This is a genomic window from Vibrio sp. ZOR0018 (genome assembly GCF_963865925.1).
Classification (GTDB): Bacteria; Pseudomonadota; Gammaproteobacteria; order Enterobacterales; family Vibrionaceae; genus Vibrio; species Vibrio anguillarum.
Map to the genome: position 1 here is coordinate 1 of NZ_CAWMCN010000121.1, position 13,963 is coordinate 13,963.

19 protein-coding genes are annotated in these 13,963 nt (G+C 45.6%); 11 read left to right on the forward strand and 8 right to left on the reverse strand.

The features are described from left to right. Positions 1-338 precede the first annotated feature (338 nt). The 5 genes from pyrB to AACR75_RS13270 all read left to right on the forward strand — a co-directional run bounded on the left by pyrB (position 339) and on the right by AACR75_RS13270 (position 3,944). Positions 339-1,268, forward strand: coding sequence for an aspartate carbamoyltransferase (gene pyrB, locus AACR75_RS13250; RefSeq protein ID WP_047690456.1), 930 nt, complete (start codon positions 339-341; stop codon positions 1,266-1,268). A gap of 16 nt (positions 1,269-1,284) precedes the next feature. Further along, positions 1,285-1,752: an aspartate carbamoyltransferase regulatory subunit gene (gene pyrI, locus AACR75_RS13255; protein WP_010318833.1), complete on the forward strand. Its 468-nt coding sequence runs from the start codon at positions 1,285-1,287 to the stop codon at positions 1,750-1,752. 120 nt (positions 1,753-1,872) lie between these two features. Further along, positions 1,873-2,262: a RidA family protein gene (locus tag AACR75_RS13260; RefSeq protein WP_047690458.1), complete on the forward strand. Its 390-nt coding sequence runs from the start codon at positions 1,873-1,875 to the stop codon at positions 2,260-2,262. A gap of 190 nt (positions 2,263-2,452) precedes the next feature. Continuing rightward, positions 2,453-3,004 carry a heme NO-binding domain-containing protein gene (locus tag AACR75_RS13265; protein ID WP_013855985.1) on the forward strand — a complete coding sequence of 184 codons (552 nt, stop codon included), beginning with the start codon at positions 2,453-2,455 and terminating at the stop codon, positions 3,002-3,004. After that, entirely contained in the window at positions 2,997-3,944 is a 948-nt protein-coding gene (locus AACR75_RS13270) for a sensor histidine kinase (protein WP_017047037.1), read from the forward strand. Before AACR75_RS13265 ends, AACR75_RS13270 begins: the two co-directional genes overlap by 8 nt. Positions 3,945-3,952: 8 nt before the next feature. On the opposite strand, the gene AACR75_RS13275 is transcribed toward AACR75_RS13270, so the two are convergent. From AACR75_RS13275 to mlaF, 8 genes are all read right to left on the reverse strand, one after another. Then, positions 3,953-4,699, reverse strand: coding sequence for a 1-acylglycerol-3-phosphate O-acyltransferase (locus tag AACR75_RS13275; protein ID WP_047690462.1), 747 nt, complete (start codon positions 4,697-4,699; stop codon positions 3,953-3,955). 89 nt (positions 4,700-4,788) lie between these two features. Further along, on the reverse strand, positions 4,789-6,054 hold the full coding sequence (murA, locus tag AACR75_RS13280) for a UDP-N-acetylglucosamine 1-carboxyvinyltransferase (protein ID WP_026029130.1): 1,266 nt from the start codon (positions 6,052-6,054) through the stop codon (positions 4,789-4,791). A 9-nt stretch (positions 6,055-6,063) separates the two neighbouring features. Then, positions 6,064-6,318 (reverse strand): BolA family iron metabolism protein IbaG, encoded by a 255-nt coding sequence (gene ibaG, locus AACR75_RS13285; protein WP_013855981.1) that lies wholly within the window; start codon positions 6,316-6,318, stop codon positions 6,064-6,066. Between the two features lie 13 nt (positions 6,319-6,331). Then, positions 6,332-6,640 carry an STAS domain-containing protein gene (locus AACR75_RS13290; protein ID WP_010318828.1) on the reverse strand — a complete coding sequence of 103 codons (309 nt, stop codon included), beginning with the start codon at positions 6,638-6,640 and terminating at the stop codon, positions 6,332-6,334. Then, complete coding sequence (gene mlaC / locus AACR75_RS13295) at positions 6,637-7,275, reverse strand: phospholipid-binding protein MlaC (RefSeq protein WP_029190030.1); 639 nt, start codon at positions 7,273-7,275, stop codon at positions 6,637-6,639. The genes AACR75_RS13290 and mlaC overlap by 4 nt, the downstream gene beginning before the upstream one ends. A 20-nt stretch (positions 7,276-7,295) precedes the next feature. Next, the gene (gene mlaD / locus AACR75_RS13300; protein ID WP_010318826.1) at positions 7,296-7,787 is read right to left on the reverse strand and encodes an outer membrane lipid asymmetry maintenance protein MlaD; all 492 of its coding nucleotides are present in this window, start codon (positions 7,785-7,787) and stop codon (positions 7,296-7,298) included. 2 nt (positions 7,788-7,789) lie between these two features. Beyond that, on the reverse strand, positions 7,790-8,581 hold the full coding sequence (gene mlaE, locus AACR75_RS13305) for a lipid asymmetry maintenance ABC transporter permease subunit MlaE (RefSeq protein ID WP_013855979.1): 792 nt from the start codon (positions 8,579-8,581) through the stop codon (positions 7,790-7,792). Further along, positions 8,578-9,375 (reverse strand): phospholipid ABC transporter ATP-binding protein MlaF, encoded by a 798-nt coding sequence (gene mlaF / locus AACR75_RS13310; RefSeq protein ID WP_026029128.1) that lies wholly within the window; start codon positions 9,373-9,375, stop codon positions 8,578-8,580. Before mlaF ends, mlaE begins: the two co-directional genes overlap by 4 nt. Positions 9,376-9,646: 271 nt before the next feature. On the opposite strand from mlaF, the gene AACR75_RS13315 reads away from it, so the two are divergent. The 6 genes from AACR75_RS13315 to lptB are packed head-to-tail and all read left to right on the forward strand — an operon-like array spanning position 9,647 to position 13,929. Further along, the gene (locus tag AACR75_RS13315; RefSeq protein ID WP_017043395.1) at positions 9,647-10,612 is read left to right on the forward strand and encodes a calcium/sodium antiporter; all 966 of its coding nucleotides are present in this window, start codon (positions 9,647-9,649) and stop codon (positions 10,610-10,612) included. Between the two features lie 19 nt (positions 10,613-10,631). Beyond that, positions 10,632-11,606, forward strand: a complete 975-nt coding sequence (kdsD, locus tag AACR75_RS13320; RefSeq protein ID WP_047690465.1) for an arabinose-5-phosphate isomerase KdsD — start codon at positions 10,632-10,634, stop codon at positions 11,604-11,606. Then, positions 11,606-12,160 carry a 3-deoxy-manno-octulosonate-8-phosphatase KdsC gene (gene kdsC / locus AACR75_RS13325; protein WP_202599046.1) on the forward strand — a complete coding sequence of 185 codons (555 nt, stop codon included), beginning with the start codon at positions 11,606-11,608 and terminating at the stop codon, positions 12,158-12,160. The genes kdsD and kdsC overlap by 1 nt, the downstream gene beginning before the upstream one ends. Further along, positions 12,157-12,720 carry an LPS export ABC transporter periplasmic protein LptC gene (gene lptC / locus AACR75_RS13330; RefSeq protein WP_013855973.1) on the forward strand — a complete coding sequence of 188 codons (564 nt, stop codon included), beginning with the start codon at positions 12,157-12,159 and terminating at the stop codon, positions 12,718-12,720. The genes kdsC and lptC overlap by 4 nt, the downstream gene beginning before the upstream one ends. Further along, the gene (gene lptA / locus AACR75_RS13335; RefSeq protein ID WP_013855972.1) at positions 12,701-13,201 is read left to right on the forward strand and encodes a lipopolysaccharide transport periplasmic protein LptA; all 501 of its coding nucleotides are present in this window, start codon (positions 12,701-12,703) and stop codon (positions 13,199-13,201) included. The genes lptC and lptA overlap by 20 nt, the downstream gene beginning before the upstream one ends. 2 nt (positions 13,202-13,203) lie before the next feature. Then, complete coding sequence (gene lptB / locus AACR75_RS13340) at positions 13,204-13,929, forward strand: LPS export ABC transporter ATP-binding protein (RefSeq protein WP_013855971.1); 726 nt, start codon at positions 13,204-13,206, stop codon at positions 13,927-13,929. The last annotated feature ends 34 nt before the right edge of the window (positions 13,930-13,963 follow it).

Consider the following 13,963-nt stretch of genomic DNA (forward strand, 5'->3'; position numbering starts at 1 on the left):
GCTGTCGCAAGGCAGCAAGAGAACGAAGCCCGATGAACTTACATGAGTAAGTGATTCGGGTGAGTGAAAGCAGCTAACGCAGCGACAGTGCCAATGATGAAGAGGATTGTTAGGTAATCGCTTGCGCTCACACAACGAAAGCGTATAATTCCCAGCAATTTGTCTGAGGGGTAGCTATGAAAACGGACGTTGTTATTCACATCTACAACGCAATTCGATTCAATGTAGGTCAGCGTGCTGACTTACTGGGCGCGTTATTTTTCCCCTCTCTTGATTTTTAAAGCCTCCCTATTGGGGGGCTTTTTTATGGCTACTAGAAAATTATAGGGAAGACGACCATGGTGAATTCGCTTTATCAAAAGCACATTATTTCGATTCCGGAGCTCTCTCGTGACGAGCTGGAATTGATTGTGAAAACCGCAGGCCAACTCAAAGCGGAACCAAAACCAGAGCTGATTAAGCACAAAGTGGTAGCAAGCTGCTTTTTTGAGCCGTCGACTCGTACTCGTTTGTCTTTTGAAACCGCTATTCAACGCATCGGCGGCAACGTGATTGGCTTTGATAATGGTGGCAACACGTCACTGGCGAAAAAAGGCGAAACACTGGCCGATTCAGTACAAGTGATCTCCTCTTATGTGGATGCGTTTGTGATGCGCCACCCCCAAGAAGGCGCAGCACGTTTAGCCTCTGAATTTTCAAACGGCGTTCCTGTGATTAACGCTGGCGACGGTGCCAACCAGCACCCAACCCAAACACTGCTTGATTTGTTCACCATTGCCGAAACACAAGGCCGCTTAGATAGCATTAATATCGCCTTTGTTGGCGACTTGAAATATGGCCGTACCGTCCATTCTTTAACCCAAGCTTTGGCTAAATTTAACCACATTCGCTTTTTCTTTGTTGCGCCAGATGCGCTGGCTATGCCTGACTATATTTGCGAAGAGTTAGATGATGCAGGCATTGATTACAGCCTGCACACCGATATGGAAAGCGTTATTCCACAGTTAGATATTCTGTATATGACGCGCGTCCAAAAAGAGCGCTTTGATGAATCAGAGTACGCGCACATTAAATCGGCGTATATTTTAACAGCCGCCATGCTTGAAGGTGCACGCGATAACTTAAAAGTGCTACATCCGCTTCCGCGCGTGGATGAAATCACCGTTGATGTGGACAAAACGAAGCACGCTTACTTCTTCCAACAAGCAGAAAACGGGGTCTACGCCCGTGAAGCTTTGCTGGCGCTTGTGTTAAACGAAACCCTGTAATAAAGGAGCCCCAACCATGACTAAAGAGACTCAATTGCAGGTTGAAGCAATTAAAAACGGCACGGTTATCGACCACATTCCTGCGCAAATCGGTATTAAAGTATTAAAGTTATTCGATATGCACAATTCTCATCAACGTGTCACGATTGGCTTAAATTTACCCTCTTCCGCGCTGGGCGCAAAAGATCTGCTGAAGATTGAAAATGTGTTCATTAATGAAGCTCAAGCCAATAAATTAGCACTTTATGCACCGCATGCGACTGTCAACCAAATCGAAAACTACCAAGTGGTGAAAAAGCTAGCGTTGACACTGCCTGAGCAGATCAATGATGTTTTTGCCTGCCCAAACAGCAACTGTATTTCCCACAATGAACCGGTCGAAAGCAGCTTTAAGGTTTTCGAAAAGAAAAACGATATTCGTTTGAAATGTAAGTATTGTGAGAAAGTTTACTCACGTGAGATTGTGACCGAACGCGAGTCATAATATAACCCCGTTTAAGTCTATCGATGCCTCACTTTAGTGGGGCATTTTGCACTTTACCTGCCGTTTCTTTAAAGGCAAACTGACGCCTACCCTTCCCATAAAAACAGATGGAACACAATCATGACTAAAGTACTTCATACCGAATCCGCTCCTGCCGCAATTGGCCCTTATGTACAAGGTGTCGATCTTGGCAATATGGTGCTAACTTCAGGGCAAATTCCAGTCAACCCAGTCACCGGCGAAGTGTCAGCAGATATCGCAGTGCAGGCTCGTCAATCTCTCGACAACGTAAAAGCCGTGGTGGAATCTTCTGGCTTAACAGTTTCTGACATCGTAAAAATGACTGTATTTGTTAAAGATCTGAATGATTTTGGCACGGTGAATGAAGTCTACGGTAAGTTTTTTGATGAACATAACGTGTCAAACTACCCAGCGCGTTCATGCGTAGAAGTCGCTCGCTTACCCAAAGATGTGGGTATTGAAATTGAAGCGATTGCGGTACGTAAGTAAGCATTGCTCATAATCAGCACAGTGTAAGCACCACCAGTATGCCACTCTGACGTGAATGTGCTTTTTCAAACCTCGAACCCCGTTCGAGGTTTTTGTTTAATCCAAAAAATCAATTTTTACACCTCATACTTGCTACTTTAGGGTTAGTCACCAACACTTATCGTACTTTTGAACCGTTCGAGGTAGTGAGATGCAAGGGATTATCTATACCGTTCTTTCTGATTTAGTCATCGAAAAATTTGGCGCACTGTTTTGGGATCAAATGCTCGAGGATTTAAAACCTAGCTCTCAAGGCATCTACACCGCTGGAGAGCAATACTCCGATGACGAACTGCTTGCAATGGTGGCTTATTTGAGCGAGCAGAAAAACATCCCCACCGATGATTTAGTCCGGCTTTATGGGCAATACCTATTTTCTCGCCTGTACAACAGCCTTCCTGAAAATTACCCAAATAAAAACAACTTATTAGAGTTTTTGATTTCGGTCGATCAAGTGATCCATAAAGAAGTGAAGCGGCTCTACCCCGATGCCTATTTGCCGCAATTTCAATGTAAAAGCGAGGGCGATCGATTAACCATGTATTACACCTCGAAAAGAAAATTGTGCGCTGCAGCAGAAGGACTCATCATCGGCGCTTCAGAACAATTTGGTGAAGAAGTCGAAATCGAGCAGCCCCAATGCATGCATCATGGTGCTTCATTTTGTGAAATTGTTGTCACCTTTAAGGGCAAACATGAGTGAAATAGAGCAATACCAACGCATTTATGAGCGTGAGCGTCAGGCTCGTTTGCTGGCAGAGCGGTTACTGCAAGAAAAAAGCCGCGAGCTCTACGATAAAATTTTAGAGCTGCAAGAGACTCTGGATCAACTTCATAGCGCGCAAGCACAGCTTGTACAATCAGAAAAAATGGCCTCCGTCGGTCTGCTGGCGGCTGGCGTTGCTCACGAGATCAATAACCCAATCGGTTTTTGTCTGAGTAATTTAAATACGCTGCGTGATTACTCTCACGCCTATATAGGAATTGTCGCTTTGGTAGCACAGCACAAAGCCGAAATTGCTAACACGGATTTCTACCGCAATTATCAAGATTATTATCAACGCCATGATATTGGTTTTGTCGAAAGTGATTTAACTGACATGCTTCAAGAGACTTCGGGTGGATTGCTCCGCGTAAAAGATATTGTCACTAGCCTACAAAGCGTTTCTCACTCCAGTGATGGCCGATTTGTCGAGTGTGAGTTAAATTCGTGTATTGAATCAACACTACACATGGTCTGGAACCAATTTAAATATACGATGGAGGTCGAGCAGCGGTTGGATGAGGCTTTGCCGAAAATCAATGGGATATCAGCAGAGCTACAACAAGTGTTTATGAACCTATTTATTAACGCCTCTCACGCTTGCGAAGCACAAGGAAAGTTAACGATTAGCACAGATTCTGTGGTCGAAAAAGGGAAACGCTGGGTGAGGGTGACAGTGGCAGATAATGGGCATGGCATGAATCAAGACATCATCAACAAGGTGTTTGATCCTTTCTTCACCACCAAACCTGTCGGCGTAGGGACGGGTTTGGGTTTATCGATTTCATACAGTATTGTTGAAAAGCATGGTGGGAAAATGCAGGTCGAATCTGAAGTGGGACAAGGCACCACCTTCATACTTCTTTTTCCCACCATTTAGTAAAGCGGTTACTGACTGCGTGATGTGACTTTCTTACCATCAAGCATCGCGACCTCTTCATCCAGCTGTGCTAATTTGGCCATCATCTGCTCACGGCATAATGTCGCTAATTCCCGTAAATTTTCTTTTCCATATCCTTCAATACCGATCGGTGGCAGCATCTCAACAATCACATGACCATTGTCCCAACGGTTAAGCTTAATATCATTAGTGGAGCTGCAAACGATGGGGATAATCGGTACACCTGCGCCAATTGCCGCATGAAATGCACCCATTTTAAAGGGCAGCATGCCACGGCCACGCGAGCGAGTACCTTCTGGAAACATCCACACAGACACATCACTGGTTTTTATGCTATCGACAACTTGATCAATGGTGCCTTTGGCTTTGTTGCGATTGGATCTATCAATTAAAATATTCCCTGCTAACCAATACAACTGACCAAACACAGGTGTCCAAACTAAACTTTTTTTCCCTACTGTCACGACTTTCGGCGTTACCGCCGCAGCAACAGTACACAGATCCCAGTTATTTTGATGATTAGCAATGTAGATGTGCTGGCCACGTTGATAAGCATCTTCTGGGATACGCAGTTCTAATTTAATACCCATCAATTTTGACATACGGGCGAATAAACGCCCAAACGTAAATACATGTTTTGGATTGCGTGGGCTAAGTAAGCAGTAACCACATCCAAAAACAAACATCACAATGGCAAACAGTGCGACTGCCAATAGACGCAAAAGAGCAATCATTTCAGTTCTCCATGGAACAAAGATAAAAAATGAGCAAGGATAAAAAAGCCGAAACCCAGAGATTTCGGCTCCATTGCATGAGCGAGAGTTTAACTGCTGACTTGAATGCGCTCAATATTAGCGCCAAGAGCCGACAGTTTATCTTCAATTCTTTCGTAACCGCGATCGATATGGTAGATGCGATCGACGATGGTTTCACCTTTTGCGATACAACCGGCAATCACTAGGCTGGCTGAAGCACGTAGATCGGTCGCCATCACCTGCGCGCCACTCAACGATTCCACATCACCACAAATCACGGTATTCCCTTCAATCTCCGCTTTTGCTCCCATACGCATCAGTTCAGGAACGTGCATAAAACGGTTTTCAAAGATGGTTTCAGTGATCTTGCCACCACCTTTTGCCATCATATTGAGTAGGGTAAATTGTGCTTGCATATCGGTTGGAAAGCCAGGATGAGGCGCAGTGCGAATCGAAACCGCCTTAAGCTCTTTTCCGGTCATATCAAGGCTTATCCAGCCCTCACCCGTTTCAATCTCAGCGCCCGCTTCTTCCAGTTTTGCTAACACGGCCTCTAACAAATGCGAGTGAGTGTTGTGGCAAACAATTTTTCCGCGAGAAACAGCCGCCGCGACTAAAAACGTGCCCGTTTCAATGCGATCAGCCACAACAGCGTGTTTACCACCACCCAAACGTTCAACACCTTCAATGGTAATGGTATCGGTGCCTGCACCGGACACTTTTGCACCCAGCTTATTCAAAAACAGTGCGGTATCGACAATTTCAGGCTCACGCGCAGCGTTGTCGAGCACGGTTGTGCCTTCGGCAAGGGTTGCGGCGCACATAATGGTAATGGTGGCACCCACGCTCACTTTATCCATGACGATGTGTGCACCTTGTAGACGACCTTCGACACTGGCTTTCACGTAGCCATCTTCTAAGGTGATGGTGGCACCAAGCTGCTCTAAACCGTGAATATGCAGATCGACAGGACGAGCGCCAATGGCACAGCCTCCAGGTAGCGAAACTTGGCCATAACCAAAACGAGCCACTAATGGACCGAGAGCCCAAATAGAAGCACGCATGGTTTTGACTAAATCATACGGCGCGCAATATTCATCAATTTGACTAGGATCGACATGAACTGAGCCATTACGTTCGACTTTAGCGCCTAAACGTTTGAGCAGTTCCATTGTGGTATCAATATCGCGAAGGTGTGGCACATTGGCCACTTCTACTGGCTCAGAGGCCAAAATAGACGCAAATAAAATAGGCAGTGCAGCGTTTTTGGCACCTGAAATGGTCACTTCACCTTGAAGAGGTTGTGTTGACCCAATAACTCGAAACTTTTCCATCAATAAACCTTACAGCGACATCAACTTTTTATCACGAGCCCACTCTGTTGGTGTGAACGCTTTAATAGAAAGGGCATGAATGTCGTTTCTTTGAATGTACTCCATCAGTGGAGCATAAATAAGTTGTTGTTTTTTAACGCGACTCATCCCTGCAAAACAAGCATCAACAGCGATAACTTCATAGTGGCTACCTTCACCTTTGACGTGGATCTCTTCAAGGTTTAGTGCTTGTTCTAATAACTGTTGTACTTTTGCGCTATCCACAATGTTCCCCTGCTTAATTCTTTATATGTTGAGCCATTAAACGATCAATGTTGCTCAATTGGAATAGTGTGCGCAGTTGCTCTGGCACGAAACTGAGCATTATATGACAGTTTCGTTTTTTTGCATGCTCTATTAGGTGGATTAACATCACCATTCCGGCAGAGTCTATGCGCTCAACGTTTTTCAGTTCAATCTCAAACTGTGTACTCACCGGGTTCCACTTTTGGATAAACGCCCATAAATCAGGCACATGCTCTCTGTCTAATGCGCCCGACAAAGCCGCAATCGGCATATCAGTTTGATGCCACTGCGGATGAATCATTGCGCTTTACCTTCAAAACGGATCGGCTGATCCGCCAATTGTTGCAGTTCATTGGCAACCGCTAAGATACCATCTTGGCGAATTTTACCGCTCCATTCAGATTGCTTACTGGAGAGCAAACTCACTCCTTCTGCAATCATATCAAAGACTTGCCATTCGCCATTTTTCTCTTTGCGCAATTTAAACTCAAGTTTGATGTTCGGTCGTGGCGTATCAATAATATCCACCTTCACGCTGGTAATGCGTTTATCATCCGACACCGCCTGTTCAGGCTCGAACTCAATAATTTGGTTACTGTATTGAGTCAATACTTGCGCGTATGCACTGACAAGATAAGCACGAAATGCGGTGATGAATGTGGCGACATCTTCACGTTTGGCCCCTTTTAAGTTTGGGCCCAATAACTTCAGTGCCGCATACTGCTCATTGACGTAAGGCATCAGTTCTTGTTCCACGATTTCTTTCAAATATTCAGGATGGTGGTGAATCGCTTCTTGTTCGGCTTTCAAACGAGTAAATGCCGTTTCAGACACCTGCTTCATCATGGTATAGGGCTGGGTTTTATCCACATTGGCCGCTTGCACAAACATAGCGGCAACGAGGGTAAATACAAAAATCAACGTCCGTTTAAACACTGTTTTTATAAACACTGTTGTTACTCCTTACCTTTTTCTTGTGAGCCACCACCGACGCTATACAGCACTTGGCCAATCAAATCTTCTAATACGAGGGCGGATTTTGTGTCTTCAATTAAGTCGCCTTCTTTTAACATCTGTTCATCTTCAAAGACAAACCCGGGCACAAGCCCAATGTACTGCTCACCAATCAATCCAGAAGTTAGAATTTGCACACTCGACGTTTCTGGAAATTGATCATATTGACTGTTAATAGCCATAGTAACCACAGGCAGCAAGCTCTCTCTATCGAGTTTAATCTCGGCCACTCGCCCAACGACTACACCACCCACTTTGACTGGCGAGCGCACTTTTAAACTACCGATATTGTCAAATTCAGCTTTCAATTGGTAAGTATGGTTGGAACCCAACCCTTTTACGTCAGCGACCTGAAAAATCATCACCAGAATTGCGCAAATTCCAGCAAGGACAAAGCTACCGACCCAAAGTTCTATTTTTCGTGTTTGCTGCATGATTAATTCCCAAACATCAATGCGGTGAGTACAAAGTCTAGCCCTAATACAGCTAAAGACGAATGCACTACGGTTCTTGTGGTGGCACGGCTAATACCTTCCGAGGTTGGAATAGCATCGTAACCGTTAAACAGTGCAATCCAAGTCACTGTGATGGCAAACATCACGCACTTGATCATACTGTTGCCAATATCTTGCCCTAGCTCTACCGATGACTGCATCGCAGACCAAAAACTGCCGTGATCAATCCCTTTCCAATCCACGCCAACAAGCTGGCCTCCCCAAATTCCGACCGCCATAAAAATCATCGCTAGCAACGGCATTGATATTAGCCCAGCCCAAAAGCGAGGAGCGATAATACGTTTGAGCGGATCAACCGCCATCATCTCTAAACTGGAAAGCTGCTCGGTGGCTTTCATCAGGCCGATCTCAGCGGTAAGTGCAGAACCAGCACGCCCAGCAAACAGCAGCGCAGTCACCACGGGCCCAAGTTCACGCAATAAAGAGAGCGCAACCATCTGCCCAAGGCTACCTTCCGCGCCGTAATCGACCAAAATCACATAGCCTTGCAGGCTCAACACCATGCCAATGAACAAGCCAGAAACGACAATAATCGCCAGCGACTGAACACCAACACTGTAGAGCTGCTTCACTAACAATGGAAAATTCTGAATAGGCCGTGGGCGGCTCACTAATGCGCCAAACAGCATCAAGCTAGCTTTGCCAAAGGCTTGGCAAAATTCGAGCGTACGGCGACCGAGCCCTTCAATCCAGTCAGTCAATGTAGACATCATGAGAATAAATCCTTTTCTAGGCTTTGCGCTGGAAAGCGAAATGGTACTGGGCCATCAGCCTCGCCTTGTAAAAATTGTTGTACGCGAGGATCGCTATTTTGATAAAGATCGTTTGGCGTTCCTTTGGCAATCACTTTGCCGTCAGCCAGCAAATAAACCCAATCGGCAATGCTCATCACTTCAGGAACATCATGAGAGACCACTATCGAGGTCACCCCCAAAGCTTGATTCAAATTGCGGATCAATTCCACCAGCACGCCCATGGTGATCGGGTCTTGCCCCACAAACGGCTCATCATACATGATCAGTTCCGGATCCAGCGCAATCGCGCGCGCTAATGCAGCCCTTCTTGCCATACCACCGGATAATTCGCTCGGCATGAGCAAGGCGGCACCGCGCAGACCAACCGCTTCTAATTTTAATAAAACTAATGTCTTAATCAGCGATTCATCTAATTGAGTGTGTTCACGTAAAGGGAAAGCCACATTATCGAACACATTTAAATCGGTGAATAACGCGCCCGACTGAAACAACATGCTCATTTTTTTACGAGCTTGATACAGCTTTTTGCGACTGAGCATCGGGATGTTTTGTTTGTCGAACCAAATCTCACCTTGTTCAGGAAACAGTTGTCCGCCAATAAGACGTAGCAAAGTGGTTTTACCAATACCCGATGGCCCCATAATGGCGGTAATTTTTCCTTGCGGAACGCTGAGACTCACGTCATCGAAAATCTTCCGTCCTGAACGGGAGAAGGTTAAATTCTTGATTGTGACAAGATCGTTGATTGGCATCATGAGTGTTTCACTATTGTTGTCCGCCCCAAAATGATGGGCAATCATAAGCATAACGTTCTAAAATTAAAAGCACTGTTCAATTACATCCTAAAGTAAAGCATCATCTTTCGCCAAAACAATCTTCCGGTCATTTATTGATGGATAGCTAACTAAACCATGAATTGAACGTAATTAATTGGATCTTCAGCTTCCCTTTTCGCAACCAACACGTCAAAATTAGCGGTTAATTGCATCATTTTTTCACTCATTTCATTAATTAGGTATCATCATGATCGAAGCGGTAGCGTTTCTCATTGTAGGTTTGGTGTTTTTAGTCTGGAGCGCTGACAAGTTAGTCTTTGGTTCTGCCGCGCTTGCTCGCAACTTCGGCATCTCGCCATTAGTGATCGGCATGACTATTTTAGCAATGGGATCATCAGCACCAGAGATGATGGTATCGGCAACGGCCGCTTTGGATGGGAAAACCGATACTGCCGTCGGTAACGTGCTCGGTTCTAACATCGCTAACATTGCTTTGATCTTGGGTATTACAGCACTCATCAAACCGCTTTCCGTCAGTTCTGCGGTACTCCGCCGTGAACTGCCGCTGATGATTGCGGTCACACTACTTGCTGGTGCGTTATTGTGGGATAACCACTTAGGATTCTATGAAGGTGTGTTGCTGTTTGCACTTTTCGCCGTGTTTATCATCGCGATGCTCCGCATTAGCCGTAACGAGCAAAAACATGGTGACGCGCTGCTTACCGAGCAGGAATCTGAAATACCGCAGGGCGTGAGCAACGCAAAAGCGGCTATTTGGGTAGTGATTGGGCTTATCATTCTGCCGATTGCTGCCAGCGTGTTAGTCGATAACGCCGTCATTATAGCTAAGTTTTTTGGCATGAGCGACTTGGTAATTGGCCTGACGATCATCGCTGTTGGGACCAGCTTGCCAGAATTGGCCGCCTCACTCACAAGTGTGTTGAAAGGCGAAGATGATATGGCTGTGGGCAACATTATTGGCTCGAACGTATTCAATATTCTTGCCGTGATGGGCTTACCCGGCATTCTTAATCCATCGATACTCAGTGAACATGCGATGGGACGCGATTTTTGGGTAATGCTTGGCGTATCTCTGCTACTGGTTGCCATGGCTTTAGGGAAATCGCGTAGTATTAACCGCATTGAGGGAGGCGTGCTCTTCCTCGCTTTTATCGGATACCAAGCTTATCTACTTATGAATATGACCGCTTAACCCAAACTCGGAGTATCGAATGTCGAATCAGTTTGATTATCGCAGTGTTGCACAGCAAGTTCTCGCCACCGAAATGGCGGCTTTACAGCAGCTAGAGCAATACTTTGACGACTCATTTTGCCAAGCGTGTGAAATGATCATTGCCAATGATCACGGCAAAGTGGTGGTGATGGGTATGGGTAAATCAGGCCATATCGGTAAAAAAATTGCCGCGACCTTAGCCAGTACTGGCACTTCGGCATTTTTCGTACATCCAGGAGAAGCAGCGCACGGTGATCTTGGTATGATCGAGCGTGGCGACATCGTAATTGCTATTTCAAACTCTGGCGAATCCTCGGAAATTTTATCGCTGTTTACTGTGCTAAAACGGCTCAATATCCGCATCATTAGCATGACAGGCAACCCGTCATCGAATATGGCAAAGTTGGCCGATCTTCATTTGCAAATCACAGTCCCACAAGAGGCATGCCCGCTTGGCCTTGCGCCAACCTCCAGCACCACCGCAACGCTAGTGATGGGCGATGCGTTAGCCGTCGCACTTTTGCAAGCACGCGGCTTTACCGCTGAAGATTTTGCGCTGTCTCATCCCGGTGGGGCTTTAGGTCGAAAATTGTTGCTCAAGCTCTCTGATATCATGCACATTGGCGATGCACTACCAACAGTGCAACCAAATGCATTGATCCGCGATGCCTTACTTGAGATCAGCCAAAAAGGCTTGGGGATGACAGCGGTAGTTGACAGCAACATGCAGCTTATTGGCATCTTTACTGATGGCGATTTACGCCGCATCTTAGACAAACGAATCGATATTCACAGCGCGGCAATCAGCGAGGTGATGACGCAAAACCCAACGGTAGCAAGCCCTAACATGCTCGCGGTCGAAGGGTTAAACCTAATGCAAGATAAACGAATCAATGGCTTGATGCTGTGCGAAAGTGGCACATTGGTCGGTGCATTAAACATGCACGATTTGCTCAAAGCAGGAGTGATGTGATGACCATGATTGATACACTCTACGGCCCGGTCTCACCGCCTATTCTCGATATAGCCAAGCAGATAAAACTGCTGATCTGCGATGTGGATGGCGTCTTCTCTGATGGCTTAGTTTATATGGGCAATCAAGGCGAAGAGCTAAAAACCTTCCACACTCGAGATGGCTACGGCATAAAATCATTGATGAATGCTGGCATTGAAGTGGCGATCATCACAGGTAGGCAGTCAAAAATTGTCGAAAACCGTATGGCCGTATTAGGCATTACACTGGTTTATCAAGGTCAGGATGACAAGGTCAAAGCCTATAACGACATTTGTCGCCAGCTCAATATTGCCCCAGAACACACAGGGTATATCGGTGATGACTTGATTGATTGGCCGGTAATGGAAAAAGTCGCGCTGAAAGTCTGTGTCGCGGATGGTCACCCGCTATTAGTTAAACGCGCAAACTACGTGACCCATATAAAAGGTGGGCATGGCGCTGTACGCGAAGTGTGTGATTTGATTTTGCAAGCTCGCGGTGAGTTAGATGTGCACAAAGGCTTAAGTGTATGAGTTTATCTCGTGTCCTCTATGTGATACTGATTTTTATCGCATCGTGGTCAGCCTATTACTTGTTCGATAAAGAACAAAATACCGATATACAAGTTGCTCCGAACTTGGAGTTACCGTCGTTTAGTGGAAAAAATCTCGACAACACCACCTATAACGAGCAAGGTATCCGCAGTTACATCATTCAATCAACGCATCTGGATCATTACGCAAAAAGTGGCGACACCATTTTCGAGTACCCGATACTCAAAGTCTTCCGTGATGGTATTTTGCAAGAGTGGGAGATTACCGCTAAACGCGGCGTACTCGATGAAGAGCAAGTACTCACACTGTATGACGACGTACTGGCAAAAAACCTATTAGCAGATTCTGGTTTTGATACGCTTTCAACCATTAAGATGAGCATTCAACTCAATAATCGCGATTTTTGGGCCGATAATCAGGTCGATTTGGTTGGGCCACAATTCGAAACACAAGGACAAGCGATGAAAGGCAACTTTGCCGACAATACCGCTATTCTTTATAACCATGTACAAGGTAGATATGAAACTCTCACACCTTAGTCTTATTGCTTGTTTAGCGATTTCTGGTCACGCATTGGCATTGTCTACCGATAATGCTCAACCGGTTTACATCGATTCTGACAGCCAACAGCTCGACATGAAAAGCAACAAAGTGACTTTCCTTGGTGATGTCAAACTCAAACAAGGCAGTATCAGTATCAACGCCGACAAAGTGATTGTAACCCGTGATGCAAAAGATGGCTCCATTCAAGAAATTGAAGGATATGGCAACCTCGCCACTTTTTCGCAATTAACCGACGATGGCAAAACCTTGTATGGTGAGGCGAAAGAGCTCTATTACAAATTGGCCGATGATCAGTTGACGATGATCGATCAAGCCATGTTATCACAAGATGATAGCATCATCCGTGGTACGAAAATTCGCTACAAAATTTCGTCACAGAAGCTGATGGCTGATGGTAACTCTAACGAGCGAGTATCGACTGTGCTTCAACCGCAAGCCACTACGACACAAGAATAATTATGGCCATACTTAAAGCAGAACATTTAGCAAAAAGCTATAAAAAACGCAAAGTTGTCTCTGACGTCAGCTTGCAAGTAGAATCGGGGCAGATTGTTGGCTTACTCGGTCCTAACGGCGCAGGAAAAACCACATCGTTTTACATGATCGTCGGTCTTGTCGCTCGTGATGAAGGTAAGATCAGCATTGATGATCACGACATCAGCATTTTACCCATGCACAGTCGCTCACGCTTAGGGATCGGCTACTTACCTCAAGAAGCGTCTATTTTCCGAAAATTATCGGTCGAAGATAACATCATGGCGGTACTTGAAACCCGTGAATCGATGACCCGTGAAGAGCGCCAAGATAAACTCGAAGATCTACTAGAAGAATTTCACATTCAACATATCCGCCATAGTGCGGGGATGGCGCTATCGGGTGGTGAACGTCGTCGAGTTGAAATTGCCCGCGCTCTTGCCGCAAACCCACAATTTATTTTGCTTGATGAACCCTTTGCAGGGGTCGACCCCATTTCCGTTATCGACATTAAAAAGATCATCCAACACCTGCGAGATCGTGGCTTAGGCGTTTTAATCACAGACCACAACGTTCGAGAAACATTGGACGTCTGTGAAAAAGCCTATATTGTAAGCCAGGGTCGTTTGATCGCAGAAGGTACACCACATGACGTGCTCAATAATGAAGAGGTAAAACAAGTTTATCTCGGTGAACAATTCCGTCTATGATTAAGTAGAGAGTGACATCAATTCTAAAAATAAT

Bases quoted from the DNA above. Each gene is read 5' to 3' on its own strand.
- pyrB (WP_047690456.1), top strand. From the start codon at position 339: ATGGTGAATTCGCTTTATCAAAAGCACATTATTTCGATTCCGGAGCTC.
- pyrI (WP_010318833.1), top strand. From the start codon at position 1,285: ATGACTAAAGAGACTCAATTGCAGGTTGAAGCAATTAAAAACGGCACG.
- AACR75_RS13260 (WP_047690458.1), top strand. From the start codon at position 1,873: ATGACTAAAGTACTTCATACCGAATCCGCTCCTGCCGCAATTGGCCCT.
- AACR75_RS13265 (WP_013855985.1), top strand. From the start codon at position 2,453: ATGCAAGGGATTATCTATACCGTTCTTTCTGATTTAGTCATCGAAAAA.
- AACR75_RS13270 (WP_017047037.1), top strand. From the start codon at position 2,997: ATGAGTGAAATAGAGCAATACCAACGCATTTATGAGCGTGAGCGTCAG.
- AACR75_RS13275 (WP_047690462.1), bottom strand. From the start codon at position 4,699: ATGATTGCTCTTTTGCGTCTATTGGCAGTCGCACTGTTTGCCATTGTG.
- murA (WP_026029130.1), bottom strand. From the start codon at position 6,054: ATGGAAAAGTTTCGAGTTATTGGGTCAACACAACCTCTTCAAGGTGAA.
- AACR75_RS13290 (WP_010318828.1), bottom strand. From the start codon at position 6,640: ATGATTCATCCGCAGTGGCATCAAACTGATATGCCGATTGCGGCTTTG.
- mlaD (WP_010318826.1), bottom strand. From the start codon at position 7,787: ATGCAGCAAACACGAAAAATAGAACTTTGGGTCGGTAGCTTTGTCCTT.
- mlaE (WP_013855979.1), bottom strand. From the start codon at position 8,581: ATGATGTCTACATTGACTGACTGGATTGAAGGGCTCGGTCGCCGTACG.
- mlaF (WP_026029128.1), bottom strand. From the start codon at position 9,375: ATGCCAATCAACGATCTTGTCACAATCAAGAATTTAACCTTCTCCCGT.
- AACR75_RS13315 (WP_017043395.1), top strand. From the start codon at position 9,647: ATGATCGAAGCGGTAGCGTTTCTCATTGTAGGTTTGGTGTTTTTAGTC.
- kdsD (WP_047690465.1), top strand. From the start codon at position 10,632: ATGTCGAATCAGTTTGATTATCGCAGTGTTGCACAGCAAGTTCTCGCC.
- kdsC (WP_202599046.1), top strand. From the start codon at position 11,606: ATGACCATGATTGATACACTCTACGGCCCGGTCTCACCGCCTATTCTC.
- lptC (WP_013855973.1), top strand. From the start codon at position 12,157: ATGAGTTTATCTCGTGTCCTCTATGTGATACTGATTTTTATCGCATCG.
- lptA (WP_013855972.1), top strand. From the start codon at position 12,701: ATGAAACTCTCACACCTTAGTCTTATTGCTTGTTTAGCGATTTCTGGT.
- lptB (WP_013855971.1), top strand. From the start codon at position 13,204: ATGGCCATACTTAAAGCAGAACATTTAGCAAAAAGCTATAAAAAACGC.